23 protein-coding genes are annotated in these 26,985 nt (G+C 52.6%); 9 read left to right on the top strand and 14 right to left on the bottom strand.

Annotated features, from left to right (window positions below; translation table 11 throughout):
• Positions 1-133: 133 nt before the first annotated feature.
• The 5 genes from BM485_07250 to BM485_07230 form a co-directional block, all read right to left on the bottom strand.
• Positions 134-952, bottom strand: a complete 819-nt coding sequence (locus BM485_07250; GenBank protein OKY75525.1) for a hypothetical protein — start codon at positions 950-952, stop codon at positions 134-136.
• Positions 949-2,139: a hypothetical protein gene (locus BM485_07245; protein OKY75524.1), complete on the bottom strand. Its 1,191-nt coding sequence runs from the start codon at positions 2,137-2,139 to the stop codon at positions 949-951. Before BM485_07245 ends, BM485_07250 begins: the two co-directional genes overlap by 4 nt.
• Before the next feature lie 10 nt (positions 2,140-2,149).
• Positions 2,150-3,199, bottom strand: a complete 1,050-nt coding sequence (locus BM485_07240) for a dehypoxanthine futalosine cyclase (GenBank protein OKY75523.1) — start codon at positions 3,197-3,199, stop codon at positions 2,150-2,152.
• 97 nt (positions 3,200-3,296) lie between these two features.
• Entirely contained in the window at positions 3,297-4,391 is a 1,095-nt protein-coding gene (locus BM485_07235; protein OKY75522.1) for an aminofutalosine synthase MqnE, read from the bottom strand.
• A 111-nt stretch (positions 4,392-4,502) separates the two neighbouring features.
• Positions 4,503-5,159, bottom strand: a complete 657-nt coding sequence (locus BM485_07230) for a hypothetical protein (protein ID OKY75521.1) — start codon at positions 5,157-5,159, stop codon at positions 4,503-4,505.
• 179 nt (positions 5,160-5,338) lie between these two features.
• On the opposite strand from BM485_07230, the gene BM485_07225 reads away from it, so the two are divergent.
• On the top strand, positions 5,339-6,280 hold the full coding sequence (locus BM485_07225) for a hypothetical protein (GenBank protein ID OKY75520.1): 942 nt from the start codon (positions 5,339-5,341) through the stop codon (positions 6,278-6,280).
• Position 6,281: 1 nt separating this feature from the next.
• Here the strand turns inward: BM485_07225 and BM485_07220 are convergent, their stop codons facing one another.
• From BM485_07220 to BM485_07205, 4 genes are all read right to left on the bottom strand, one after another.
• Positions 6,282-6,968 (bottom strand): hypothetical protein, encoded by a 687-nt coding sequence (locus tag BM485_07220; GenBank protein ID OKY75519.1) that lies wholly within the window; start codon positions 6,966-6,968, stop codon positions 6,282-6,284.
• A complete protein-coding gene (locus BM485_07215; GenBank protein OKY75518.1) occupies positions 6,968-11,134 on the bottom strand; it encodes a hypothetical protein in 4,167 nt (1,388 codons plus the stop codon). The genes BM485_07220 and BM485_07215 overlap by 1 nt, the downstream gene beginning before the upstream one ends.
• 93 nt (positions 11,135-11,227) lie before the next feature.
• The gene (locus BM485_07210) at positions 11,228-12,148 is read right to left on the bottom strand and encodes a hypothetical protein (protein ID OKY75517.1); all 921 of its coding nucleotides are present in this window, start codon (positions 12,146-12,148) and stop codon (positions 11,228-11,230) included.
• 323 nt (positions 12,149-12,471) lie between these two features.
• Complete coding sequence (locus BM485_07205) at positions 12,472-12,651, bottom strand: hypothetical protein (protein ID OKY75516.1); 180 nt, start codon at positions 12,649-12,651, stop codon at positions 12,472-12,474.
• A 228-nt stretch (positions 12,652-12,879) separates the two neighbouring features.
• On the opposite strand from BM485_07205, the gene BM485_07200 reads away from it, so the two are divergent.
• On the top strand, positions 12,880-14,010 hold the full coding sequence (locus BM485_07200) for a GTP pyrophosphokinase (GenBank protein ID OKY75515.1): 1,131 nt from the start codon (positions 12,880-12,882) through the stop codon (positions 14,008-14,010).
• Between the two features lie 77 nt (positions 14,011-14,087).
• Entirely contained in the window at positions 14,088-15,662 is a 1,575-nt protein-coding gene (locus BM485_07195) for a dehydrogenase (protein ID OKY75514.1), read from the top strand.
• 94 nt (positions 15,663-15,756) lie between these two features.
• On the opposite strand, the gene BM485_07190 is transcribed toward BM485_07195, so the two are convergent.
• The 3 genes from BM485_07190 to BM485_07180 all read right to left on the bottom strand — a co-directional run bounded on the left by BM485_07190 (position 15,757) and on the right by BM485_07180 (position 21,120).
• Positions 15,757-17,988: a ribonucleoside-diphosphate reductase, adenosylcobalamin-dependent gene (locus BM485_07190; protein ID OKY75765.1), complete on the bottom strand. Its 2,232-nt coding sequence runs from the start codon at positions 17,986-17,988 to the stop codon at positions 15,757-15,759.
• Positions 17,989-18,451: 463 nt separating this feature from the next.
• Entirely contained in the window at positions 18,452-19,108 is a 657-nt protein-coding gene (locus BM485_07185) for a DNA-binding response regulator (protein OKY75513.1), read from the bottom strand.
• A gap of 38 nt (positions 19,109-19,146) precedes the next feature.
• On the bottom strand, positions 19,147-21,120 hold the full coding sequence (locus BM485_07180; protein ID OKY75512.1) for a hypothetical protein: 1,974 nt from the start codon (positions 21,118-21,120) through the stop codon (positions 19,147-19,149).
• Positions 21,121-21,143: 23 nt separating this feature from the next.
• Here BM485_07180 and BM485_07175 point away from each other — a divergent pair, with 23 nt between their 5' ends.
• The 3 genes from BM485_07175 to BM485_07165 all read left to right on the top strand — a co-directional run bounded on the left by BM485_07175 (position 21,144) and on the right by BM485_07165 (position 23,823).
• Complete coding sequence (locus BM485_07175; protein ID OKY75511.1) at positions 21,144-22,280, top strand: DNA photolyase; 1,137 nt, start codon at positions 21,144-21,146, stop codon at positions 22,278-22,280.
• Positions 22,281-22,416: 136 nt separating this feature from the next.
• On the top strand, positions 22,417-22,824 hold the full coding sequence (locus tag BM485_07170) for a single-stranded DNA-binding protein (GenBank protein OKY75510.1): 408 nt from the start codon (positions 22,417-22,419) through the stop codon (positions 22,822-22,824).
• A 48-nt stretch (positions 22,825-22,872) separates the two neighbouring features.
• Positions 22,873-23,823, top strand: a complete 951-nt coding sequence (locus BM485_07165) for an integrase (GenBank protein ID OKY75509.1) — start codon at positions 22,873-22,875, stop codon at positions 23,821-23,823.
• A gap of 126 nt (positions 23,824-23,949) precedes the next feature.
• On the opposite strand, the gene BM485_07160 is transcribed toward BM485_07165, so the two are convergent.
• Positions 23,950-24,171, bottom strand: a complete 222-nt coding sequence (locus tag BM485_07160; protein OKY75508.1) for a hypothetical protein — start codon at positions 24,169-24,171, stop codon at positions 23,950-23,952.
• A 50-nt stretch (positions 24,172-24,221) separates the two neighbouring features.
• The gene (locus BM485_07155) at positions 24,222-24,512 is read right to left on the bottom strand and encodes a hypothetical protein (GenBank protein OKY75507.1); all 291 of its coding nucleotides are present in this window, start codon (positions 24,510-24,512) and stop codon (positions 24,222-24,224) included.
• Between the two features lie 239 nt (positions 24,513-24,751).
• Between BM485_07155 and BM485_07150 the strand changes: the two genes are divergently transcribed.
• The 3 genes from BM485_07150 (at position 24,752) to BM485_07140 (ending at position 26,771) form a co-directional block, all read left to right on the top strand.
• Entirely contained in the window at positions 24,752-25,258 is a 507-nt protein-coding gene (locus tag BM485_07150; protein OKY75764.1) for a hypothetical protein, read from the top strand.
• A gap of 36 nt (positions 25,259-25,294) precedes the next feature.
• Positions 25,295-25,969 (top strand): hypothetical protein, encoded by a 675-nt coding sequence (locus tag BM485_07145; protein OKY75506.1) that lies wholly within the window; start codon positions 25,295-25,297, stop codon positions 25,967-25,969.
• Positions 25,970-26,123: 154 nt separating this feature from the next.
• Positions 26,124-26,771, top strand: coding sequence for a hypothetical protein (locus BM485_07140; GenBank protein OKY75505.1), 648 nt, complete (start codon positions 26,124-26,126; stop codon positions 26,769-26,771).
• Positions 26,772-26,985 lie beyond the last annotated feature (214 nt).

Raw genomic sequence — 26,985 nt, 5'->3', positions numbered from 1 at the left:
GTTGGATTGGTCGTATTGGCCTCACTGGTCGAATAGCCTATTTGCCTCATAAAGTCCAGTAGCCTGATAAAACCGGATGACCCTGGAAAGGTGACCAGCAAGACCAGTGAGACCGCAAGACCGTTCAGACAGGTCAGACTAAAGAAACCGGCAAGGCTGCTGCCGGCAGCTCCCCCCGCCGGATAAGATAATCAAAAAAAAGCTCCAGGGCCAGCAGCTTGCGCGGACTAAGATCATACTCGATGCCGCTCAGGTAGCGGCGGCAGGACTCGACATCCATGGGGATTCGCGGCGCTACCTGCCGGCAGACGGCGGGCAATACTTTTTTCCCTTCCTCGATACAGAAAAGCAGTTCCCGGCGAATCTCGTGCACGGTCTGCTCATGGCGCCGGAAAAAATCATCCCGCACCGCCCAGACGGCAAAAACAAACGGAAGTCCGGTGTGCTGCTGCCAGACGTGGCTCAAATCAAGGCAGAAGGGAAAGTCTCCCTGCTGCTGCAGACGAAGCGCCTCATCACCGATGGCGAGCTGTGCGACCACATCATGCCTGTTGCCGTTGTCCTTGTTGATTGCATAGCAGGGCGTTACCCCCAAAAACTCCTCCAGGATGATCTTCACCAGGGCGTTGGAGGTCTGCGACTGGGCGGAGAGACCGACCAGCCTGCCGGAAAGTTCTTGCGGGGCGATCCCGGAAAAAAGGAAAACACTGCCCACCGGGCCGGTGGCGCTGATGGAAAGCCCGTCAAGCACCCGGTAAAGATGAGGGTTGGCCCCATACTCGTGGCTTGAAACAAAACCGAGATCAAGCTCGTTGTTGCAGAGCATGCGGTTTAATGTGCTGGGCGCCCCTTCCACCACCTGCCAGTCCGTGCGCTTCACCCGTTGCTGCCAGATGACGTAAAGTGGCGCCGTGTTGATAAAATTGACCATGCCGATGCGCGCCGTCGTCATCCTCTTTCCTCCCCAACCCACCCAACCCGTGCCGAATTTCCGACTCCGGTCAGGAATTCATAGACATCCGCCCCTGACACTCCTCGGCCCTGCACTGCGAGAAAAGGAACGCGACTCCCCGGACAAAGAGTTCCGCCGGTGTCAAGACCAAGAGCCCGGGCACCACCCATGGTCGCCATCCGGAAAACATCCGCCGGATCAATCCCCGGATGATCCTCGCACAGCAGGCGCATCTCCTCCCACATGCTCATCAGCGGATTGCTGGCCGGGCTGTCGGTACCAAGCGCGGGCAGCAGTCCCGCGGCAAGCATCCGGGCAACCGGCGCCTTGCCCACCCCGAGAAACCGGTTGCTGACCGGACAAAGGCAAACCTTGGCATGGCGCGAGGCCAGAAGAGCTATCTCCTCATCGGTCAGGTGCACAGCGTGAACACAGAGGGTGCGCTCATCCATCACGCCCAGCCGATCAAGATAGGTTGCCGCCCCGCAACCGGGCGTCTGAAAAGAACCGTCCCAAACGCCGCGCTGCCGGACAAAATCCCGCAGAGGCCCTCTGCCGTCCCTGAGAAAGACGATTTCCGTTTCCGATTCCGCCACATGAATGGGGAAGAGATGACCGCGCCGCAGGCTGCGTTCCTTGAGCTTCCGGAGCAGACGCGGGTGCACCGAATAGGGGGCATGGGCGGTGCAGTCACAATCAATTTCGGCAAGACGGCCCATGACATGCTCAGCCGCGTCGTGACCAAGCCCCAGCATTTCCAAAAAAAAGAAGACCTTGAGCGCCGCTCCCTGACCGATGTCACGGCTGGCCGGCAGATTGCCGATATCAGCAAGACAGGCCACCCCCTGTGCATGAAAGGCGGCAAGCTGACGGCGGCCCGCAACGAGCGGATCGACCCCGCTCGCCTCTCTTTGCGCAAGCAAACGGCTGATCCAGTCGGTGATGTCCTCCCCTGCCCTCTGCTCCCGGCCAAGACCGCCGAGGTGGGAAAGCTCGAGATGGGTATGGCAGTTCACAAGGGCAGGGATCAGAATCGATCCTTCATGATCCCGCACCGCGGCCGTCCCGGCAAGCACGGCAAAACGATCCACCGCGACGATGACGCCGTTTTCGACCAGCACCGCACCATTTTCAATTGGGGGAGATATGACCGGCACCACCAGGGGCGCACGGTGGAGGATTTTCATCAGCGTCCCCTTACACCAGAGTGTAATCCATGGTGCGCTGCCGAGGTTCAAAACCTGCGCCCTGCACGATCCGGCGGATTTCCTCCTCCGTCAGCCTGAAGCTCACCCCGGCCGCGGCCACCACGTTTTCCTCGATCATGGTGCTGCCGAAATCATTGGCCCCGAAAAAGAGGGAAATCTGGGCGATCTTCGGCCCCTGAGTCACCCAGGAGGCCTGGATATTATCGATATTGTCCAGGAAAATACGGGAAAAGGCCAGCATCTTCAGATAAGAAAAGGCCGTGGTTTTCGGCAGATGGGCATACACCGTGTTGTCCGGCTGAAAGGGCCAGGGAATAAAGGCGGTGAAGCCGCCGGTGCGATCCTGCAGGTCACGCACCCGCTGCAGATGTTCAATCCGTTCCTCCAGGGTCTCGATATGACCGAACATCATGGTGGCGGTGGTGCGCATCCCCTGATGGTGGGCCTCCTCCATCACCCCGATCCATTCATCGGCCGAGCATTTGCGCGGCGCCGTTTCCCGGCGCACCCGGTCGGACAGGATTTCCGCTCCGCCGCCGGGGATGGAATCAAGTCCGGCACCTCGCAGGCGCACCAGCACCTCAGCCACGGAAAGACCGGAGAGCGTTGCGAAATGGCACACCTCGGGCGGCGAAAAACCATGGATATGGATATCATGCCCCTTGATAAAACGCAGCATCTCCTCATAATATTCCAGCGGCTTGTCCGGATGAAGCCCGCCTTGCAGCAGAATCTGGGTGCCGCCCAGACTTTTTGTTTCCTCAATTTTTCGACCCAGTTCGGCAAAGGAAAGCAGGGAACCCCGGTCATCTTCCGGGGCCTTGTAAAAGGCGCAGAATTTACAGGCGGAAATACAGATATCGGTGTAGTTGATGTTGCGGTCAATCACATAGGTGACCATGGGCGCGGGATGCTTGCGCCTGCGGATGGAATCAGCCAGCATGCCGAGCTGATAGAGATCCCCCTCGCGCAGCAGGGCAAGCCCCTCATCGCCGCTGATCCGTTGACCCGTGGTGACTTTTTCAATTATATTTTTCATACGAAATTCCCGTCTTATTGGTCCGACTGGTCTTATTAGTCCGGCTGGTCTTATTTGTCTTACTGGTCAAATGTAACCGTCTATCGGACCAGTCAGACTAATACGTCTTTATCACATCATAAAGTGTGCCGCGCTGTACCGGAATGCGGCCCGCTTCCTTAATAAGCCGCACCAGCTCGTCAATGGACATGGCCTGTTCGGTGTCCGCGCCCGCCATGTGAGTGATGATCTCCTCCTTCACGGTGCCGTCCACATCGTCCGCCCCGAAAGAAAGCGCCACCTGGGCCATTTTCGGGCCGATCATCACCCAGTAGGCCTTGATGTGGGGAAAATTATCAAGGAAACAACGGGCCACCGCAAGGTTTTTCAGATCATCCATGCCGGAGGTGCGGGAAAGATTGGCCATTTCGGTGTTTTTCGGATGAAAGGCCAGGGGGATAAAGGCGAGAAAACCTCCCGTCTCACCCTGCGCCTGACGCAGGGCGGCCAGATGGTCGATACGCTCCTCCACCGTTTCAATATGGCCGTAGAGCATGGTGGCATTGGTTTTCAGCCCCAGCCGATGGGCGGTTTTCGCCACCTCGAGCCACCCCTCGCCGGACAATTTTTTCTCGCAGGTCAGCTTCCTGATCCGCGGGCTGAACACCTCCGCTCCGCCGCCGGGAATGGAATCAAGCCCCGCCTCCATGAGAAGCCGCAGGGTTTCGTCCACCGGTTTGCCGGCAAGCTTGGCCAAGTGATCGATCTCCACGCAGGTGAAGGCCTGGACATGAATATCCGGCCGGATCGCCTTAATCTCCCGGAGAAGTCCGGTGTAGTAGGCAAAGGGCAGATCCGGATGGATCCCCCCCACCATGTGGATCTCACTGACGGGCTCGGCCAAGCGCTCCCGCACCTTGGCACCCACCTCGTCGCGGCTCATCTCATATGCCTTGTCCGAGTCTTTCGGCCGGCCGAAGGCGCAGAATTTACAGAGATTGGTGCAGATGTTGGAATAATTGATATGCTGGTTATAGATAAAATAGGCGTTATTGCCGTTTTTCCGTTCCCGCACCATGTTGGCCAGGTATCCCACCGCCAGCAGATCAGGCGATCGATAAAGCCTGATGCCGTCGTCCGCGCTGATCCGCTCCCCTGCCGCTATCTTTTCCAGGATGTCTCCCAGACCTGCCTTTTTGATGTATGAGTCCATGATCGAGTTACCTGAGTTACATAATGAAATGATTTATTTTCTTTCTTCTTAAGGCTGGGGAATGGCATGAAAGTCAATCAAATCCGCATTCCGCAATCCGCGATCCAAAATCTAAGTGGCCGCCAGTCCCTCCCGCAGCACCTGCAGCACCAGATCAATCTGACCGGTTAATTCGTCGTGTTTTCTGCCGGCAAGTTCCAATCCGCAGTCAAGGGAGCGCTGGGCGTAACTCTGCAGAAAACGGTCAAGAACGGCATCAAGGATAAAAACCATCATTGGCAAAGGGATGTCCCGCCGTATCGCTCCCCGTCCCTGCGCCGCTGCGCACAGCGGGCCAAAAAATTCTTGGGAAAAAAGCCGCACCTGGGAAAGGAGCGACTCCCTGTTCGGCACGTCGTGCTCAAAAAGAACCTTCAGATAAATCTGAAAATAGTCAGGGTAGCGATCAATAAAAAGGAGTCCGGCCAGTAATACCTTTCTGACCTGGCAAAAAAAATCCTCTTTCCCCCCGGTTCCGGCCTCCTTGACGGTTTTCTTCACCAGCCCGGTAAAGCGGTCAAAGACGAAAAAAAAGAGCATTTCCTTGTTGGCGAAGTATTGATAAAGCGATCCCTTGGCAATCCCCGCTTCCCGGACAATGGTGTTGATGCTTGCCTTGCGGTATCCTTGCCGGGCAAACTCGCCCACCGCCGCGTCGACTATTTTCTCCTGCTTTTCAAACGGCAGATTATTGAAGGTATTTCGTATTGTTGCGCCTTGTTTTGTCATAATGTGACCAGGTGGTCATATTAGTCCGCCAAAAACATTATGCAAGGAAAAAATGGATTTAAAAAATAAGCTGGGGTATTTTGTAGAATTGAGAAAACAATGGCGCAATGAACAAAGACGATTTCACCGATCACCGCCACCACTCTACCAAGGGAACAAAGCGTTACCAAAGAACCGTCATGAACAAACAAAACCTGAAACGCATTTCATATATTTCTTTTGGGGCAAGCGTCCTGATCGGCGTCCAGCTCCTGTTGATAATCCTCAAGGGAGAGGCGGCATGCCTGAACGAAGGGTGCAGGGTGGTTGAAAACCTGACAAAAATAAGCCCCCTCCTCTTCAATCTCATCGGTTTCATTTTTTTTCAGTGTGTGTGCTGGATTTTTTATCTGGCCCGCAAAAAGGAAAATTCATGCCTTGACCTTGCCCGGCTGCTTCTCCTGAGCGGGCTTGCGGTGGAAGGTGTCCTGCTCTCCTACCAGATTTACGTCGCCGAAACATTCTGCTCCTACTGCCTGATCATCTTTGCTTTCGTCTTCCTGCTTACTATCCTCGCGGGTCGCAGGCAGATCATCGCGGGAACCGCCCTGCTCGTCGGCATCTTTGCCGTTTCATCCATGCTGAGTTACGGCCCCACCGCCCTGCTGTCCAAAAAACAGACCATCACCAACGGCACCTACGGCATTCGCCTCTGCTCGAACCCCAGTAAAGAGCTCTATCTGTTTTTTTCCGCGGATTGCCCCCATTGCAAAAACGTCATCACGGCATTGGAAGGCTGCACCAGCTGCAATTTCCACTTCAACCCTATTGAAAAGATAGGCGACGAGGTATTGAACGGCAGCCTGCAACGTACCGATTCCTATGATCCGGAATTAAATAAACTTCTGCTCAAACTGCTCGGCATCGATACCATTCCGGTTTTGCTGGAAAAAACACCATCAGGATTTTCAATCATTCGGGGAGAAAAGGAGATAATCAGCTATGTCCAACAGTCGTGCTATCTGGCTGATCCGCTTCTTTACCTGCAAAAAAGCGAACCAGACAACCAAAGCAATGTGCCTGTTTTCAGACAGGAAGGGGAATGCTCAATGACGGTTGAATGCGATGAAGAAAAAAAATAACTCATTTCTTCACTTCTTTGCCCATTTCGGCAAGAACATCTTCCGCAATATCCGGATAAAACCTTTTCAGGCATTCCGGACAGATGCCATGGCTGAATCGCGCTTCCGAATGATCCCTGATATACGACTCAATCTGTTTCCAATAACCCTTGTCGTCTCGAATTTTTTTACAGCTGGCGCAGATCGGCAGCAAACCGCTTAACAGTTTGACCCTTTCAAGCGCCTCTTCAAGTTTTTCCTTCTGCTGCTGCAACAGATCCCGTTGTCGCTTCATGGCAAGATGGTTGGCCACGCGGAGACGGACAACATCCATATTGAAAGGCTTGGAGATGTAGTCTGAGGCGCCCAGGGCAAGCCCTCGGGATTCTTCACTCACCTGGCCAAGCGAGGTAATGAAAATAACCGGAATCAAGGCGGTTGCCGGGTCCTCCTTAAGACGTGCGCACACTTCATACCCGTCCACTTCCGGCATGACAATATCAAGCAACACCAGATCAGGCCGCTCGTCCATGGCAATGACGTTGAGAGCGATCCGACCGTCGGTGGCGATTTTGAGACGATAGAGATCGCCCAGTGCCTCGACCAGCATCCGCACATTCACCGGATGATCATCGACAATGAGCACCAGAGGTTTGCCGGGCGGCGCCGGCCCTTGCTTTGCGTTATCCTCCAGATTCACTCCGGCCATTACCCCTCTCCTTCCGATCCAACGGCAAAGGTTGATGCTATTTTATCAAGCAGATTTAAAGCGGTATCATACCGGTAATTATGCAGTTGCTTCCGCAAATCATCCAGAAGTTCGTCATCAACATGACCGGCGAGCACGCCGTTGAGTTCCTGCAGCAAGTTGTCCGGCACCACGTCATAGCCGGCCAAGATTGTCCGCACCTTCCGGACAAGTTCATTTATGGCGGCTCGATCAAGAGGGCGAGGAACACCGTGGACCCTGGGCAAGGAAATGTTTGCCTGAACTGCCTGTACCGCCGCCCGAAGCGCCTCGACAAATCGTGTGGAAGAAACGCTGGAGCCGGCTTTCAGCTCTTGTTCCAGAAGGCTCGCGGCGTGATACAGATCCATGGCGCCCAGGCTGCCGGAAGTCCCCCTGACACGATGGACCACCCGTGACGCCTCCGACAGTCGCCCATCATCCATCAGGGCGGTATACTGGTCAAGATCAGCGGCAAGATTTCCGGCAAAAGAAACAAGAAGCCCGGCCAGCAATGGCCGGTTGCCGCATATTCGATCCACGGCGGCGGGAAGATCAAAACCGGGCAGCGAATCCGGCAGTATGTAATTCAAACTCGCCTGTTCGCTTAAGAAAACACCATTCGACGAATTCGGCCGCCGTCCGACGGGCCGGATCCATTGCAGCAAAACTTCAGCTAATTGATCAGGCTCCAGGGGCTTCGCCACATGATCATTCATTCCCGCCGCCAGACAGGCCTGCTTTTCATTGGCCAGGGCCGCGGCGGTCAATGCAATGATCGGCACGTTTTTCCCCCAGTCGGCGGCCCGGATCATTTTTGTCGCCTCAAAACCATCCATCTCCGGCATATGCAGATCCATGAGCACGGCATCATACTGCCCCGCCTCCACCATCCCTATGGCGGTGAGACCGTTTTGGGCGATATCGACCAGAAAACCGAACTTTTCGAGCAATTCCCGCGCCACCTGTTGGTTCAGTTCATTATCCTCCACCAGCAGCAGGCGGGCGCCGCGAATCTCCGCCAGTTTGCCGGTCAGCCCCCTTTTGCGGCCGAAATCCCGCCGCTGCTCTCCCCCAGCCTGCCGATTCTGGATGCGGAAGATTGCATCAAAGAGACCGGCGGAGGTAAAGGGCTTGATCAGGATTTCATCAAGATGGAGATTGACGGTTGTTTCCCGCAGATGTTCCACACCAGACGCCGAAGACATCATAATGACAAAGGCACGCGGCTGATTGCCCTGCTTTGTTTCATCCCGCACTGCCGCGGCCACGGCCGGTCCGTCAACACCCTCCATTTTCCCATCCAGCAAAAAAAGCTCAAAAGGGCGATGCTCCCGACCGGCCTGCATCATGGCCGCCATCGCCTCATCTCCGGATGCCGCGGTGACAACATCAAAAGACCATGACGCCAATGTCTGCCGCAGAATCTGCCGCGAGGTCGGTTGATCATCCACCACCAGCACCCGCATATTCCTGAGCTTGCCGGGATCATACAGGACAGGCAGTCCGGCAGCCGGTTCAAGCTGGACGATAAAGGAAAATTCACTTCCCCGGCCAAGCTCGCTTTCCACCGCAATCTCCCCACCCATCATCGTCACAAGTTTTCTGCTGATGACAAGCCCGAGCCCGCTGCCGCCGAATCGCCGGGAAATGGAACCATCCGCCTGACTGAAGGCATGAAAGAGCTTGCCTTTCGTTTCCTCGGCGATACCGATGCCGGTATCCCGCACACTGAAACGAAGCAGAAAGGAGCGGGCCGTGCGTTCCAGGCATTCCACCTTGACATGGATCTCACCCCGGCTGGTGAATTTGACCGCGTTGCCCACCAGATTATTCAAAACCTGCCCCATGCGAAGCGGATCGCCCTTAAGCTGCATCGGCACATCGGGCTTTACCTCGATAAAAATCTCCACCCCCTTTTCTTCGGCAACAAAGGAAAAAAGATCACCAACCCCATGCAACACGTCATCGAGATGAAAATCAACACATTCAAGCTCCAATCTGCCGGCATCAATCTTCGAATAATCGAGGATATCATTGAGAATACTGAGCAAGGCGCGGGAAGAAGCCTGGATCTTGCGCAGATAATCGAGCTGGCGCGGGCTCAGATCGGTATCGAGCACGAGTCGGATCAAACCGAGCACGGCATTCATCGGCGTCCGGATTTCATGGCTCATGTTGGCCAGAAATTCACCCTTGGCCTGATTTGCATCCTCGGCAGCCTGGCGGGCCTCGGTCAACACCTTTTCCGTTTCGCGGAAATGGCTGATATCGTTGGTCATCAACAATAAATGCGGCACCCCAGACCTTTTAATCGGCACAAATTCGCAGTCAAGCATTACCCGCTTGCCGAAAGTGGTGACAATATCCGCTTCGCAACGCTGAACCATGCCGGTTTCCAAAGCCTGCAACGCCGTTTCCAACATGGAGGACTGCCTCCAGGACGCAATTTGCAGAAAATTCAACGCCAGCACCTCCGGCACCAGGGCGCCAACGGTCTTTGCCAGCGACTTGTTGGCGATAACGCATTGTCCCTCAGCCCGATAAACGGCAATACCCGATGGACATTCATCAACGATCTTTCGGTTGAAATCAAGGGTTTCCTGCAGCTCCATTTCAACCTGTTTCCGTTCGGTGATGTCTTCGTAAACGCCGAGAATACCAAAAACAGAACCTTGTCGGTCACACAGGGGCACCTTGCTGGTGCGCCTCCAGACCAGACTGTCGCCGGCAAGCCGTATCGACTCCTCATAATTTATCCTGGACTGATTCGAGTCCATCACCTGACAATCATCGGTATCACAAATTTCCGTTTTTTCACACAGGGAAAGATCACAATCCGTCTTGCCGATGAGCTCCTCCGGCCCGGCAAAACCGCAATCAGCGGCGTAACTGCGGTTACAGCCGAGATAGGTCAAACCGCGGTCTTTCCAGAAGACCCGTTGTGGAATGGTATCCAGCACAAGCTGCAGCATCTGCTGGGAACGGAAAAGTCTGTCGTGCGCCTCCTTGATATCGGTGATATCCCTGAACGAGACGACCGCTCCTATGATTTCCGCCTGTTGCCGCATGGCCGTCACCAACAGGTGCACAGGAAAAACAACCCCGTTCTTGCCGACAAAACTATCCTCCACCTCCCGCGTTTTGCCGTCTTTCAGCGTCAAGCAAACCGGACATTCCTCTTCCGGATACACTGAATTATCCCCACGGGAATGATGAAACAACGAATGGGTGTCCCGACCCAGGACCGCATCTTTTTCATGCCCCAGCATAGCCAGGGCCGCCGGATTAATAAACATGCACTCCCCATTCATCCCCACGCCGAAAACACCTTCCCCCAGGCTTGACAGGATCATCTCACGCGTTGCAAGACGTTCCGATTCCGACTGCGAGGAAACAAGCTCCATCTGGGTGCGCCGCAACTGACGCCCTCCCGCCCAGAGGCCGACTCCCCCCAGTAATCCGAGAAGAATGTGCCAGCAAAAAAGTGATTTTCTGTTCGCAGCGGCAATTTCCAAATAGGGAGCAAAAGGCACGGAGACACTGATCCCACCGCGGATATCGCCCACCCTGTATCCCTGGGCGCCATGGCACTTCAAGCAGCCCATCTCGGTCATCATCGGGCGCATGAAGCGCAGATACGGTTCGCCATTGATCTCAACCAAAGAGCTGACTTCTTTTGTTGTTCCTCTTTCAAAAAACTGCAAAGCCTGCTTTTCCCACTCGTCCGGCACATTTTCCGGCCGGATCGGATTCAGACTGGTAATATGGCCCTGCACACCATACTGCTCCGTGCCCATTTCATGAATCTGACGCGTCATATAGGCGGGGTTGATCAAAGTCAGTTTCTTGCCCGATGTGGTAACAACATCCCGGTCCGGAATATGGGACAGGTGAGGATTCGGCGGCGTCTTTTCCGATGGCGCGACATAAACTCCGCCGTGGCTGGTCGCCCAGCGACGAAAGACGAGATCCTTGTTAAAGGTGGCATACCCTTCGGCAGTGGCAAAACCGATGATGGATTTATCTTCCTGCCGCCAGTTCCAGAAAAATGAAGCGGCAACCAGTCCAACCCAGACAGCCGTGACAACGGCAACAAAGGCATGGGAAGAATAACGGTTTACTTGTTTTTTCACAGGGGAATCCATTTTCCTTATTGTTTAAACAAAAAGGCAAAACAGAGGTCGAGTTTCCCTGGCCCCTGTTTTGCCTTTTTTGAACATATATGAGCGCATCCGTCATCAATCGTCCAAATCAACGATCACCCTGTTTTTTCCTTCGTTTTTAGCCCGGTAGAGAGCCTTGTCGGCCCGGTCGATCATGACGGCAGCGTTTTCCGGCCAGGAAAGGGTTTCATCACGCCGGCAGTGCACCAGCCCGACACTGAGACTGGTTCCGGCAAATCCGGCGTGCTGAAAATTATGCAAAACCCTTTCCGTGATCTTTATCGCCTGTTCCCGGCTGATCTGGGTAAGGATGGCGGCGAACTCATCTCCGCCGTAACGAAAGGTGAAATCCACATTATGCCGGGTGCAGTCATTGAGAATCATCCCCACGGCATTCAATACCTTGTCGCCTGCCGGATGACCGAATGTATCGTTGTACCCCTTGAAATTATCCACATCAATCAGGGCCAGATAAACATGAAAATCCTGACGATGACCACGCTGCACCTCTTCCGCCAGCTTCAGGTCAAAGGAGCGGCGGTTGTTCAGTCCGGTGAGGGAGTCGCACAGGGAAAGCTTTTCCAGCTTACGGATCATCTTGCGTTCCCGTTCCACCCGGTTCAATTTTGCTTCCAGCTCATCCCGTTCAAACGGCTTTTTAATGAAATCAATGGCGCCCGCCCGGATAACATCCGCGTAGCTTGCCTTATCAGTATAGCCGGTGGCGACTATGACATCGGTATCAGGATGGTTGTCGTTGATGTAGGAGAGGAGCTGCAATCCGTCCATCTCCGGCATGACCACGTCCGTGACCACGATATCAACGGCGGCGTCTTTCAGCTTCGCAACGGCATCACTACCGTTGACCGCGGTCAGGCATTTGTAGCCGTATGACTCAACCAGCAGGTGCAGTGCCTCCAGAACCAGTCTATCGTCATCAACAACCAGAACCGTCACGTCATGCGTTTGATTAAAACCGATTTCCCCCAGATCCATACCTCGTATCCATTACTGTAATGTAAAAAGTCTTTCTTTCAGCGCATCTTCGAATTTGCGGGTTGCCCGGAAGCAGCTGAGACCACCCTCACAAATAAAAAGCTCAGGCGTTCGAAAAAGGCAAAAGCAACAAAAAACATCTCATTTCAAATTATCATAATTATCGCAAACCGACAATCACCAACAACCGGCACACGGATTATCGGCCATTGCCGCGCACAATTAATACACGGGATCAATCCGCCCGTCAAACAAAGCATGCCGGCGAAAAGAGCCGGCTTTTTTCGCGCATGATGAATTGAGTCCATCACGTACCGCGCAGATCACCTGCTCCCGCTTTTCACCACGTTTTTGCCGGAAATGAGGCAGAAGATGGCGGAAGAGAGCACTCCCTTTTTCCAAAAACCGACGAAACCGCTGGAGCTTGTAATATACCCATTGTAGCATAAAATAAAGGTGTCAAAACAAAATAATGGATTCTCTTGTTTTGTCCGCACCGGCATCAGTCCCGTCACTGAAAGAATGAAGCAGATCGCCTGATAATCGTGTTATGATGGCAATGGGTTGAATATTTTCGTTGTGGTTGTGCTTCACGCACACCGGTTATGACGGCATAAGAATTTCAGCCTTACCAAGTCATTTGTATTTTATTACAATACTGCTTAAAAAAACGGCCGACACAAACTTGTTACTCCCGGACAAATCCGGGATTTCCACAGGAAATCCGACACATGAGAAAACGCCTGAAAGAAGATATTTTAATCGCGTTTTTCAAGGAAAAAGAAAAATACGAGAAATTTGCGGAGTACATTGTGCATCTCATCAGGGATGATCCTTCGGCGCCAAAGGAAAATCTTCACACCATTACCTATCGCATCAAGGATAATGTAAGGCTCATAGAGAAAATCGACAAAGAAAACAGGGAACTCGATGGTGACACGGAGCCTATAATCCCAAAAAATTTCCAGACAAGAATCGGCGACCTCCTCGGAATCAGGCTTATCTGTCTCCGCCTTTCAGATATCAAGCGAGTTGAGGCATATCTCAAACTTTTGGCCGAGGAAAAAATCTTACGATTCATTCGAAAACCGACGCACAAAAGATCATTCGTGCTGCCGATAAATCCCGGGGAGGCGATTCCGGAGGGCCTCGATCTTCGATACAGTGGATACTCATCCATTCATTACCAGGTGGAGCTCGGTGAAAATTCGGGCGCCCCAGCCGACTTGCAAGGGCTTCAGGTTGAGTTTCAACTGCGGACTATTCTGGAAGAGGCGTGGGGCGAAATTGACCACAAATACCGGTATGTATTCAGTCGACGCGGAGATAAGCTTCCTGATTATATTCACGCAGGCTTCTACAATTTGAGCGCCTACCTTCAAGCCGCGGCGCTGCAGGCAGAACATTTATGCCGCCAGGTGGAGGCCCACAGGCTCTTGAAAACCCGAAAAGCAAAAGGGAAGCCGGTGACGCCGATTGCCGTTACAACAAGTTCCCAGGAGATCCGCGCGGATGAACCCGCCCCGTCGGCATTCCCCTCCGCCCTGCAAGTCTCCCTGGAAGAGGCTTTTGGTTTTAAGCTGACCATCAGAACCCTCACCTATATCCTCAAGCGTCTCGATGAATTCGGGTACGCAGTCGAACCAGAAATACAATTTCAGCAAATTTTCACGGAAAACCGGTTGCAGGAATTTAAAGCTATTTTCCATGAAGTTCTTCATCGCCACGCTTTTGCCGATCCGGGCAAGAGAAATGTTGATGCAATAAATGCGGTAAATTTTGCACTGTTTGACGAAATCCAAGGCAGAAGGGTCGCCCAGGAAGGATTGAGGGCCGCTCTCCGATGGAGAAAAGAGCGTTAAGCCAGGTGGGGCGACGGAGCGCAAGAATTTTTCACTGTTCCCCTGTACCGCTGAAATAACAGAAAAAGGAGTATTTTTTGGATCTCATAATCGGTAATTTGCAAATTCCCGTCGAAAGAGACGGTCTTGATGCGTATGTCTGTGCAGCGGCCCAAAAAATGGGAATTGACGAAGAAAGGATACATATCAAAAACATTCTCAGCAAATCCCTTGATGCGAGCGACAAAGAGCAATTTTTTTATAAAATCACTCTTGTTGTCGCTGCTGATGACGACTTTGACAACAAGCAGAATTTCCCGGCATATACCGGACAGATAAAAGAAACGAGAAAGGCGAAACAGCTGCCGGACCGGCCTCTCATCGTCGGTTTCGGTCCTGCCGGCATGTTTGCCGCTCTTGAATTTATTGCGTATGGGATTAAACCCGTCATCTTTGAAAGAGGAAAAAAAATCGAGGACCGTTCCGTTGATATCCAAAGATTTATACAAGAACGGGAGATAGACTCTGAGTCAAATATCCAATTCGGCGAAGGTGGTGCCGGTTCATACTCGGACGGCAAGCTTTTTTCCCGAAGAAATAATAATACGAGCTATGTCAATCGGGTGCTGCGGACCTTTATCAAATTCGGGGCGCCCGCGGAAATAGGTTACATCAGCAAGCCTCATCTGGGCACTGATGTGTTGTGCAGAATTGTTCGCAACATACGGCGTCATATCCTTGAAAGAGGCGGCGAGATACATTATGGCGCAAAAATGACGGATATCCTGATATCGGAGGGGAAGGCGTCGGGTATTATAATCAATGGCGAGAAGGAATATCTCTCTTCAAGTATTTTCATCGCGTTAGGACATTCCGCCCGCGACACATTTGCGATGCTGCACGGCAAAGGTGTTGCCATGGAGCAGAGACCGATTTCCGTTGGGATCAGAATCGAGCATCCCGTCGAAACCATCAATCTTATGCGGTATGGCGATAAATATAAAAATTTCGCTGGGTTAGGGGCTGCCACCTATTCTCTGAATTATACCAATCGAAAAATTCGGCGGGGTGTTTACACATTCTGCATGTGCCCGGGGGGCGAGATAATCAATGCCTCATCCGATCACGGCATGACGGTTGTCAACGGGATGAGTTATTCACACAGGGCATCGGCATTTTCAAATGCGGCGCTGGTGGTAACGTGCCATGCCGATGATTACAAATCCATCTGTCCGTTGGCCGGGATAGAGTTTCAAAAGAATATCGAGCGAAAAGCTTTTAAGGCGGCAGGAGAAAAAGGAAAGGTTCCAGCGCAGAATTTAATGAATTTCCTGGGGGAAAAAAGTTCAGCCGGTTTGAATAAAACCTCGTACAAGATGGGGGTTTCCCCGGCCGATATGAAAGACATCTTTCCGGAATTTGTGGTTTCGGAGCTGTTGGCCGCATTTACCAAATGGAAAGAAGAAGTGCCGTTATTTATTTCAGATCAGGCAATATTGATAGGCGCTGAAACACGCACCTCATCTCCGGTGCGGATTAAACGCAATGAGAAATTCGAATCGGTCACTATAAAAAACCTGTATCCGCTGGGCGAAGGGTCAGGCTACACAGGGGGAATAACCAGTTCCGCCGCTGATGCCGTAAGGGCTGTTGAAATGCACATCTTGCAGTGACAGCCGGCAAAGGAATTTGAAAAAAAGCGTCGGTCATGAAAAAAGCCTGAAAGCCGGCCGGCTTTCAGGCTTTTTTCATCTCGCATCCGCGCTGTTACGCGCATTCGGAATAGCCGCATGAATGGCAGACACAACATCCGCCTTCGTGTTCGATAACCCCGCCGCATTCCGGGCAGGCGCCGAACATGCCTTTTTCGGACAGGTTTTCATCGGTGCAGCCGTTATTTTTTTCCAGATGCTGCCGAATGGCCTGAGCGATGGCATCGGCGCAGGAAACCACCTTGTTCTTGCCGAACCCTGCCGGTTTATGGCAGCTGATGCCGATGAGCTGCTTGACAATCGGTTCCGGCGGCATTCCGCTCCGCCAGGCAAGGGAAACAAGACGACCGATGGCCTCGCACTGACTGGCCGCGCATCCGCCGGCCTTGCCCACCGTGTTAAACAGTTCGAAAAACTGCTGCTGCCCATCCTCGTTGATGGTGACATACATCGGGCCGCAACCGGTGGTCATCTGGTAGGTGGAACCGTTCAATCTGCGCGGCCGGTCCCTTTTCACCGGACGGCTCGCTTCTGCCTGGGCAGCCTTCTTCTGGTCTGTCTTGCCGATATTGAGCACCTGATTTTCCCGGCAGCCGTCACGATATATGGTCACCCCCTTGCAGCGCAGCTTGTAGGCAAGCATAAATGCCTCCTTGACATCCTCAATGGTGGCCGAATGGCTGAAATTGATGGTCTTGCTAACCGCATTGTTGGTATGGCGCTGGAAGGCGGCCTGGACATCAAGATGATTTTTCGGACTGATATCATGGGCGGTTTCAAAAATACGACGGTATTTAAGAGGAATCTCCTCTATCCCCTGAACGGTTCCGCTGTGGGAAATTTTCTTGATCACCTCGGGCGAATAAAAGCCGTTGACCCGGGCGACCTCCTCAAAAACCTGATTTACCTCGAAAAACTCGTCATTATCCATGACCCGGCGCACATAGGAAACGGCAAAAAGGGGTTCCACTCCGCTTGAACAGCCGCCGATGATACTGATGGTGCCGGTCGGTGCAATAGTGGTCCGGGTGGCATTGCGCACCGGCACATCCGGATTCTTTTTCCCGTAGATGCTCTTGGGGAAATTGGGAAATGAACCGCGCTGTTCGGCCAGGCCGATCGAGGCCTGCAATGCCGTGTTATCAACGAATTTCATGACCTTGTCGGCAATTTCAAGCGCTTCCGGCGAGGAATAGGGAATGGAGAGCTTGAGCAGCATATCGGCAAAACCCATGACGCCGAGACCGATCTTGCGGTTCTGTTTGGTTTTTTCCTCGATCTGAGGCAGGGGATAGCGGTTGACATCAACAACATTATCAAGGAAATGCACCGATTTGCCGACCGTATAACCGAGCTTTTTGTAATCGATGACGCCATCCACCACCATATTGGCCAGATTGATCGAACCGAGGTTGCATGACTCATGCGGAAGCAGGGGTTGTTCGCCGCAGGGGTTGGTGCTTTCGAACATCCCCACTTCCGGGGTCGGGTTGTCCTCGTTCATCCGGTCGATAAAAACAATGCCCGGCTCACCGGAATACCAGGCCTGCTTGACGATCTGCCGGAAGACCTTGACCGCGTTCTGTCTCTTGATCGGCTCGTTGTTGCGGGGATTGATCAGGTCATACTCCTCGTCATTTTCCACCGCTTCCATGAAGGCATCGGTGACGGCAACGGAGATATTGAAGTTGTTGAGCACCTTGAGGTCGGACTTGACCTTGATGAAATCCATGATGTCCGGATGGTCGACCCGCAGCATGGCCATATTGGCGCCCCTTCTGGTGCCGCCCTGCTTGATGGTTTCCGTGGCGCAGTCAAAAACGGACATAAAGGAAAGAGGTCCGCTGGAGACGCCCCGGGTGGAATGAACAAGATCATTGTGGGGCCGGACACGGGAAAAGGAAAAACCGGTGCCGCCGCCGCTCTTGTGGATCAGGGCCGTCTGCTTCACCGCCTCGAATATGCTCTCCATGGTATCTTCCACCGGCAGGACGAAGCAGGCGGAAAGCTGGCCCAGATCGCGCCCGGCGTTCATCAGGGTCGGTGAGTTGGGCATGAAGTCACGGTTTGCCATCATTTCATAAAAGGATAGGGCAAGTCCCTCTATGTCCGCATCCTGATCATAAATCCTGTCGGCAACGGCAATGGAACGAGCAACACGCCAGAGCATCTGTGCCGGGGTCTCAATGACATTGCCGTCTTCGTCCTTCATCAGATACCGGCGTTCAAGGACGGACAACGCGTTATCAGCAAATTGAGGTGCAGTTGCTCCGGCCGGAATCTTCATTTTGCCAGTCTCCATTTTTCTCCCCATATTTTTACTCCCTATCTTTTCTTCATGTTAACGGTGCTGCAAAAAATCCAACCGCCGGGCCGCATGCTCTGCAGCCGCAGAAGGATGCCGAGATCGCCTCGCAATCGACGGACCGAACAGCTGGATTTTTTTACTGACCATGCCGGTATTAAATTTTCGTGAACTCATCATCAAACGACGGCGTCGAAACAAACGAACACACCAAATATTGTATGTCAGTAGAGATGAAAGCACAAGATAGATTGAATGTCAAAGATTTTCCTTTTAAAAAATCAGACTTTTTCAAGAGTTTTTTTTAAATCAATGGGATAGGGAGAATCGGTCGAATTCGCTCCACCGGCCATGCTTGTCGACCGGTCCGGCGTGCCATGCCCGGCAGGCCGGCCGCGCCATTTGACCTGTCAATCCAGGGGGGCTATGTGACGAATACGACCAATCAGGAATTCGGCAGGACGTATCCTTTCCTGATGGCGTATTTGATAAGATCGGCGGTATTGTTGATGTTTAATTTTCGCAGCAGGTTGGCCCGATGGTGCTCCACCGTTCGCGTGCTGATGGACAGAAGTTCGGCGATATCGCGGCTCGTTTTGCCTTCCGCCACCATCTTCAGCACCTGCCTTTCCCTGGGTGTTAATGATTCGGAGGGAATATTTTTCTTTTTGCGGCAGGCGTCGACATCGGAAGAAGACAGCTCTTTTGACAGCACGGGCGAAACAAAAATCTTCCCCTTCAACACCTCATCGATTGCGGTCAGCAGCTCGCTGTCGGAGTCCTCCTTCAGCACATAGCCGTCGGCACCGGCGGAAATGGCGTGACAAAGATACTGCTTGCTCTTATGCATGGTGAGAATAACGATTTTCACTTTCGGGCAGATCTTTTTTGCCTCGCCGATGGCCTCAATGCCGCGCAGGTTCGGCATGGATATATCGAGCAGCACGATATCAGGAGTGACGACCTTCATCATGGTCAGCAACTCAAGTCCGTCTCCCACCTGACCGATAACCTCAAGCGATGGTTCGGACTCTATAATCTTTTTAATGCCATGCCGAATCAGGACATGATCATCGGCAAGCAGCACCTGGTACTTTTTCATCCTCTTCCTCGCAACCTTCCAAACCCTGATTCACGCAATTATACAGGCAGACTGACGGTAATGGTCGTTCCCTTTCCCGTTTCACTGTCAATATCCATGACACCGTGGAGAATACGGACCCTCTCCTCCATGGCGGTAAGTCCCATTCCCCTCTCCGTTTTTTTTCGAGCCAAATCTTCCTCCGCATTAAAACCAGTTCCGTTATCTTTCACAATGAGAAAGATGCGATTTTTCATTTTTTCGATCTTGATGCTGACATGGGTGGCATGGGCATGCTTGCCGATATTGTTAAGCGATTCCTGAATCACCCGGTAGATGAGGCGCTGCTCTCCCTGGCCGAAAAAATGATTTATTTCAATGAGATCCATAAAAATTTCAACTTCATGGAGTTTAGCAAAATTGGTTATCAGATATTCGAGAGCCGCGTCGATTCCGAGATCATCAAGAGCCACCGGGCTGAGATCTCGGGACAGACGGCGAACATTTTCGATGATGAGATTGATGCTTTCACGCAACTCCCGGCAGCCGGCCAGTAAAAACTCCTGTTTTTTTGCCTCAGGCTGTTTTTCGAGACACCCGACCTGCATTTTCAAAGCCGCCAGGGACTGGCCCAGTTCATCATGCAGCTCAAAGGAAATACGCCGCCGTTCATTCTCCTGAATGGTGAGAAGATTAATCGACAGCTGGTGCAGGGTTTCCTCGGAATCCCGCAGCGCCTCTTCGATTTTTTTACGCACATGGATCTCCCCTTTCAACTTTTCATTGGCCGTGGTCAGTTCATGGGTGCGTTTTTCCACCAGCTCCTCAAGCATCTGTTCCGCTTTTTTGCTCCTGTAAGTGACAACGGAAAGAATGATTACCGTTGCCTCAAGCGCAAGAGCGAACCCCAGGACGGTAAAGCCGATTTTTTTGTATTTCCAGAGAATGGACTGCGGTTCATCGGTAACGACGCTTCCTTCCGGCAGTGATCCGTAAGAAATTTCATAACGTTTCATCAGGTTATAGTCAAATATCAACTGATTATCCGGCACGCTGAGCGCAACGAGACTTTCCACCGGTTCCCCCATGAAGACATCAACGACCTTTTTGGCAACATCCCTGCCCTGGGCAACACCGTCAACCATCATTCCGCCCATGACGCCGGTTCCCAGATAAAAATTCCACATGGAAAAAATGGGAACCTTGCTCTTGGCCGAAATAAGTCCCATGCCGCGTTCGTAGGAAAAGGTTTTCCCCTCACTGTCACTGGTAAAATTTACCATGACAAGCAGGCTGCCGGCGGTCAGTTCCCGCACCTTCTGCTGCAGCTCCTCCATGGTCAAGTCGTCCCAGATGTGCAGCGTGACCCTGCCGGAAAAAAAATCCCGGCTGCGCCGGATGATTGCATCATATATCAGCCCGTCGACACTTCGGTCGTTAATGACATAGATATCCTTGGTCCCGGGATAAAGATGGAGCCCCGCCTCAATGGTGGCGACGAGGTCGATATTTTCGCACACCCCGACGAAATTCGTATACCGCGGCTCGTTTTCAGGACAGGAAACGCCGCAATAAAGCACGGGCGTCATTGGAAAAAGCCGGGCATGATACTCCTGGAGAAAATTGACGGCTGCGGTGTCGACGCCGATCACCGCCGCAAACGGCATATCCGCGTACTTCTCCTGCAAGTAACGGTGGATGGCGGGGAAATTTTCTTTCCCGCCCCGGCGAAGTGCGTCCATGTACTCGATATGCAGTTCAATATCCTGCCTGTCCTTGGCCAGCAGCACCTCCTCGATGCCCTGATTAACCCTCTCCGTCCAGGCAAGGCCGCTATGAAATGAGTGGAGAACCAGGACATCGCGCAGCGGAAGCGAGGAGGCAAGGCAAGAATCGGGAAAGGCCGACTGCAGAAACAAAAGCGGGCAGGCAAGGGACAGGCAATATAAAAAAATTCTGCGAAAGAAGAGGTGTGCGGCGACAAGGCCATCAATGACTTTCATTTTTTTCTTGTTTTTTATTTGTCGGCCCACTTGCCGTGAGGTATGGTCAGGAGATGTTGAAATCAGACAACTATAAACACCGCCCGGTTGATCCGGCAAGATTTATCCGCAAAATTTTCCTGGAGGAAAGCTGCCGCGACTTGCCCTATGCACGGGAAATCCTGCAGCGGGCAAGCGGCATACCGGTGGAAATAATCGCTGACCGCACTATGCCGATCCTTGACGCAGCCGCCTATCCCCGCAATCTGACCACCGGGAAACAGAACCTGCTGCTCTGCGCCAACAAAGGAAGTTTCTTCAAGCCCTGTCCCGGGACAAAGCAATACTGCTGCTGCGACTACCAGGTGCTGAATATCGGCATGAATTGCCCCATGGATTGCGTCTATTGCATCCTGCAGGCCTATCTCAACAATCCATGGATATCCTTTTTTGTCAATGTGGAAGACCTGGTGGCCGAACTTGAACTGGCCTTCAGCGCCACCAATCAGTTCTGGCGCATCGGTACCGGCGAGTTTACCGACAGCCTGGCCCTTGATTCCCTCACCGGATTAAGCAGAATCCTGGTGCCGTTCATGAGCGACAAGACAAAAGGGGTGCTTGAGCTGAAAACCAAAAGCGCCTCCATCGGCCACCTGGAAGATCTTGATCACGGCGGCCGCACCATCGTCTCCTGGTCGCTCAACAGCCAGGCCGTCATGGAAGGCGAAGAGTTCAAGACCGCAACCCTTGACCAACGACTGGATGCCGCGGCACAATGCGCCAGGTGGGGGTACAAACTGGCATTCCATTTTGACCCGATCATCTATCATCCCGGCTGGCAGGAGGGATACGCCGCAACCATCAGCAAACTTTTCAACACGGTACCGGCCGAAAAAATTGTCTGGATCAGCCTTGGCGCACTGCGTTTTTTACCGGCCCTGCGCCCCATCGCCCTGACCCGATTTCCGAATTCAAAGTTCTTCCATGAAGAATTCGTCCTGGGCCTTGACGGCAAATACCGCTATTTCCGCTCACAGCGAGTGGAACTTTACCAACATCTCCTCAAGCACATCAGTGAACGGGTCCATCCCGCCACCTGTCTTTATTTCTGCATGGAAAGCGAAGAAATCTGGCAGGAATGCGGTTTTGACCCGGTCCAGGGAAAACGACTGCCGGAGGCCCTTGACCAGGCGGTTGCCTCCTGCCCCTAAAAAAAACTTCCACGAATCTCTTGCGTCTTTGCCGCATTGCATTAAATTCTCTCTAAGCTGCCGGGAGGGCGGCGCAGATGCCAAGAAATTTTTTTCAAACGACATCCGGCAAGTCCGGCAGAAAGGAGTTTGCAACATGATCAACAAGGCCATTATTATCGGCAATCTGGGCACCGACCCGGAAATTCGTTATACCCAGAGCGGCACGGCGATGGCAAATTTCTCCGTTGCCACAACGGAAAAATGGAAGGGCCAGGACGGCCAGATGCAGGAACAGACTGAATGGCACCGCATCGTTGCCTTTTCCCGTCTGGCGGAAATCTGCGGTGAATATCTGTCAAAAGGATCAAAGGTTTATATCGAGGGTCGCATTCAAACCAGGTCCTGGGAAGACAAAGACGGCAACAAACGATACACCACGGAAATCGTTGCCCGGGATATGAAAATGCTTTCACCCAAAGGTGGCGGCACGTCGACCGGCGGACAATATGCGGACGAACCTCCGCCGGCGGAACCCAGACCGGGCGACGAGGTGCCGTTTTAACAAAAGAGCAGCCTAACAAGAGCAAGAGAGCGCAGACAACGACCACCTATGGCATCCAACGACTATTACAGGATACTCGGGGTTGCAAAAACAGCCACCCCGGATGAAATCAAGAAGGCTTATCGAAAACTGGCCATGAAATATCACCCTGACAAAAATCAGGGCGATAAAAAGGCCGAGGACAAATTCAAGGAAGCGAATGAAGCCTATGCCGTCCTTTCGGACCCGGAAAAGCGGAAACAGTATGACACCTTCGGCTCCACCGGTTTTCATCAGCGCTATTCCCAGGAAGACATTTTCCGCAATTCCGATATCGGCTCGATTCTCCGGGAATTCGGCATCAATCTGGGCGGCATGGGCGGTGGTTTTTCCAGCGGCGGCTTCCGCACATTTTCCGCCGGCGGCGGCAAAAGCCCCTTGAATGATTTCTTTTCGCAGGGAGGGGGATGCCAATCCCAGGGATGCCGGAGTCAACAGGCAGTCAAGGGCCAGGACATCACCCTGGAAATGGCCATATCCCTTCATGAGGTGTTGACCGGCGCGGACAAGACCATTGCATTGGGACGAGGCGGAGAAAGGGTATCCGTGAAGATTCCGGCCGGCATAGAAGACGGCAAAAAACTTCGCATTGCCGGCAAAGGCTCTTCTTCGCCCATGGGCGGGCAGCCCGGTGACCTTTATCTGCACATCAAGGTTATGCCCCATGAAATTTTCAGCCGCGAGGGTTGCAACCTTGTTTTTGAAAAACAGATCCCCTTCACCGCCGCGGTACTGGGAACGGAAATCGACGTTCCCACCTTGAACGGCAAGCAGTTCAAGGTAAAGGTCCCGGCCGGCATTCAACCCCAGGCCAAGCTGCGACTGAAAGGCCACGGCTTGCCCGCGGGTCCGCACGGCCCGAACGGTGATATTTTCGTAAAAATCGGCGTTGAGATCCCGAAACACGTCAGCAAAGAACAAACAAAACTGCTGAACGAACTGGCGGAAACAGGTCTGTAATCCTTTTGACCAAAGGATCTTTCTTGCGGCAAACGCCAAAAGCTCCGCCCGTGACTCGCTGCAACAAAAAAGCCGGACATTTTTCAATGTCCGGCTTTTTTGTTCCGTGGTTTTTTTACAATCAAATTAAAAAGAAACCCTGGTCTGCTTGCGGCTTGCCGTCCCTGTCGGGGTTTCAGGCCGGACGACGGTCTGCGTGCGTTTCTTGGCCTTTACCATGGTCTTGGTCGCCGTCTGAGTCTTCAACTGTTTTTTGGCCTGCGTTCCATCGGCGGCAAGGGCCTGTGCCCCTATCATGCTCATCCCGACAACACACAGTATTGCGACCATCTTTTTCATTGCCTTCATAGTTTTTCCTCCAAAGTTGTTGATAATAAATAATGAGTTAAATTTTCAGGTTATTCCTGTACCGAGTCAGGGGTTGTCTCCCCCTTCTTTTTTGCCTTGGCCTTTGCCGTATCCTTATCCGCATCATCCGCATTCTTGTAGCGCTCCTGATCCATGTCACGGTCGCCGCTTTGGGTCATGACCTTTTCCTGAGTCCGACTGGAAACACCTCCACCCATCTGACTTCCACCACTTCCACCCATTGACCCGCCTCCACCGCCGCCTCCCTTGGCAAATGAATCAACCGAAAACAGGCTCAGACAGCAGGCAACGACGGCAACGGCAACTATTTTGCTTTTCATGCGTATTCTCCTTTATTTTTTTAAATGATTATTTCACGGTGATCATGTATGTCTAAACGCAAAAAAAAACGAGATGGTTCCCTCTTGATTTTTTTTTCCGGCCGGACATAAAAAACGGTCCGCATCACAAACAAAACAGGGAACCTTTTTGTCGCCCGGCGCGTTCATACTATGATGAATTTATGGGAAACGTAATAAACATCCTCTCACGATTTTTTAAACCCGATGATTTCGAAACGATCCTCAACCCGCATCTCTCGAAACTCTATCGCGTTGCCTTTCGCCTGACCAGGACAACAGAGGATGCGGAAGACCTTGTCCAGGACGTGCTGGTCAAGCTCTATCCCAAGAAAGATATCTTGCGGGATTTGGAAAAGCCCGGTCCCTGGCTCGTCAAGGTGTTATACCGCACCTTTATCGACCAGCGGCGCCGCGAAGCCCGTTCGCCCCTTTTTCTGGTCCGGATGGAAAGCAACGATGAAAGCCCGTCCGTACTGGAATCAATTGTCACCGATGAAAACAATCCGGAAAAATTATCGGAAAACAGCCAGATACGTGATAAATTGTTACAGGCCATCCAATCGCTGAACCAGGATCAGCAACACCTCTGTATCCTGCATGACATGGAAGGCTATACCCTGAATGAACTGGAAGAAATTCTTGAAACACCGATCGGCACCCTCAAATCCCGTCTTCATCGAGCGCGGGCAAATTTAAGAATTTTTTTGCAGCAGGAAACCTTTTAGTGGAGATATACGTTGTTAAAGAGTAGAGGTGATGATATGGACTGCAAAAAAATAATGGCGCTCCGGGACGACTATCTTGACGGATATCTCTCCGAAAAAGAAGCCATGGCAATCAGGGAACATATCGGCCACTGTCTCCAGTGCCGTCACGCACTCGACAACGATGCTGAAATCCTGCGGGCTTTACGGGACATCCCCGCTTCTTCTCCTCATCCTGATTTTGCGGCACGTGCTTTCAACGCAGCCCGAACAACGCATCAAAAACGTCAAACGAAAAGGCTCTCCGTTTACTGGGGTACGGCTCTTGCCGCCTGTCTTGCCGCGTGGATCATGGTTGCTCAGCCCGACAAGATGGTTTTGCAGACGCCGTCGGCACCTGTCTTTTCCGTCACCTTAAAGCTTCATGAACAAAAAACCATCAATCTGGTGGTCAATGCCCCACAGGATCTGATGAATGCCGATGTCACCATCCAACTGCCCCGGCAACTTGTCATGGTGGGCTTTCCGGAGAAAAGCGAAATAAAATGGACAACCAACCTGCGCAAGGGAAGAAATCTCCTCAGCCTCCCGATTATGGCGAAAGGTTCCGGCAATGTGGAACTGGTGACCCGCATCAATCATCAGAACAAAAGTAAAATCCTGAAAGTGGAAATGCTGATAGATGACAATAACGCCGCCGGCGGCACGGATGTTTTTCGCTTTCTTGCGTGAAAATCGACAGGATAAAATGACATGGCCGCCGCACGCATCGACAACCGTCGCGATGAAAAATGAAAATATTGCCCTTTTGTAACGTCATCACTATTATTTACATACCTGCAAACGGCTCGAACCATCTTCCGCAGGGGCTTGATGAGGTTGAAAAATGAAACTGACACAACTGACCTTGATTTTCCTGACCGGCCTGGCTCTGAACAGCACCGCTGTTTTTGCCGCTGAATCAGCCATTGTATCCCCGGACAATTCGGCGGCGGCGGCGCCCCCACCTTTGCTGATGGCGGCGGCCGCCGACCTTGAGCTTGACGTCACCATGGAGGTGATAGAAGAGGATGTCACATCATCTGAAGAGGTCATGCATGTCATAGAACTGCCTGTTGCGGAAATGCGCAGGGAACAAACCAGGCAACCGACTGGGGAAATGCCGGCGCAAAACAGAATCGGCGAGCAAACGGGAAGCGGCGGAACTGACCAGCATCAGGGAACATCCCCGGCCCCGGCAGTGGAGCGCAATCAACCCGCACCGGAAATCGAGCGGCCTGCCACGACCGCACCGTCATCTGAAACCATGATGGAACGACCTGAAACCGGCACACCTTCACCGGAACCCGCGATGGATCGTCCTGAAACCGTCGCCCCCTCACCGGAACCCATAAGGGAAAGGCCTGCGCCGCAACCGGTCGTCGAACGTCCCGACACTATTTCCCCATCATCCGAAATCGTTGACAGGCAAAAGGATGTTAAAGAAAGTGCCAGGGAAACGAAAAACAGTTCGCCCACCCAAAAAGGCAAGTAACAACAGATTCTTTCTCCGGCCCTTCTTCGAAGTATTTGCCCCGTTTCTTGACGGGGCTTTTTTTTTGCATTTCCGCCCTTACCCACGACCAATTGCCCTGTTCCTTATTTTTCCAATTGCAAAGCGCGGTCGAAATTGGCACAATCTCAATACAAATAACATATTGACGGTTTCACAAAAGTCGCCCGGCCCGTTCACTTCAGGTCACTGCTTG

It is taken from the genome of Desulfobulbaceae bacterium DB1, from assembly GCA_001914235.1.
In the GTDB taxonomy this organism is placed as follows: Bacteria; Desulfobacterota; Desulfobulbia; order Desulfobulbales; family SURF-16; genus DB1.
The sequence above is the reverse complement of the archived record's forward strand: the minus strand, read 5'-3'. Positions and strand labels throughout refer to the sequence as shown.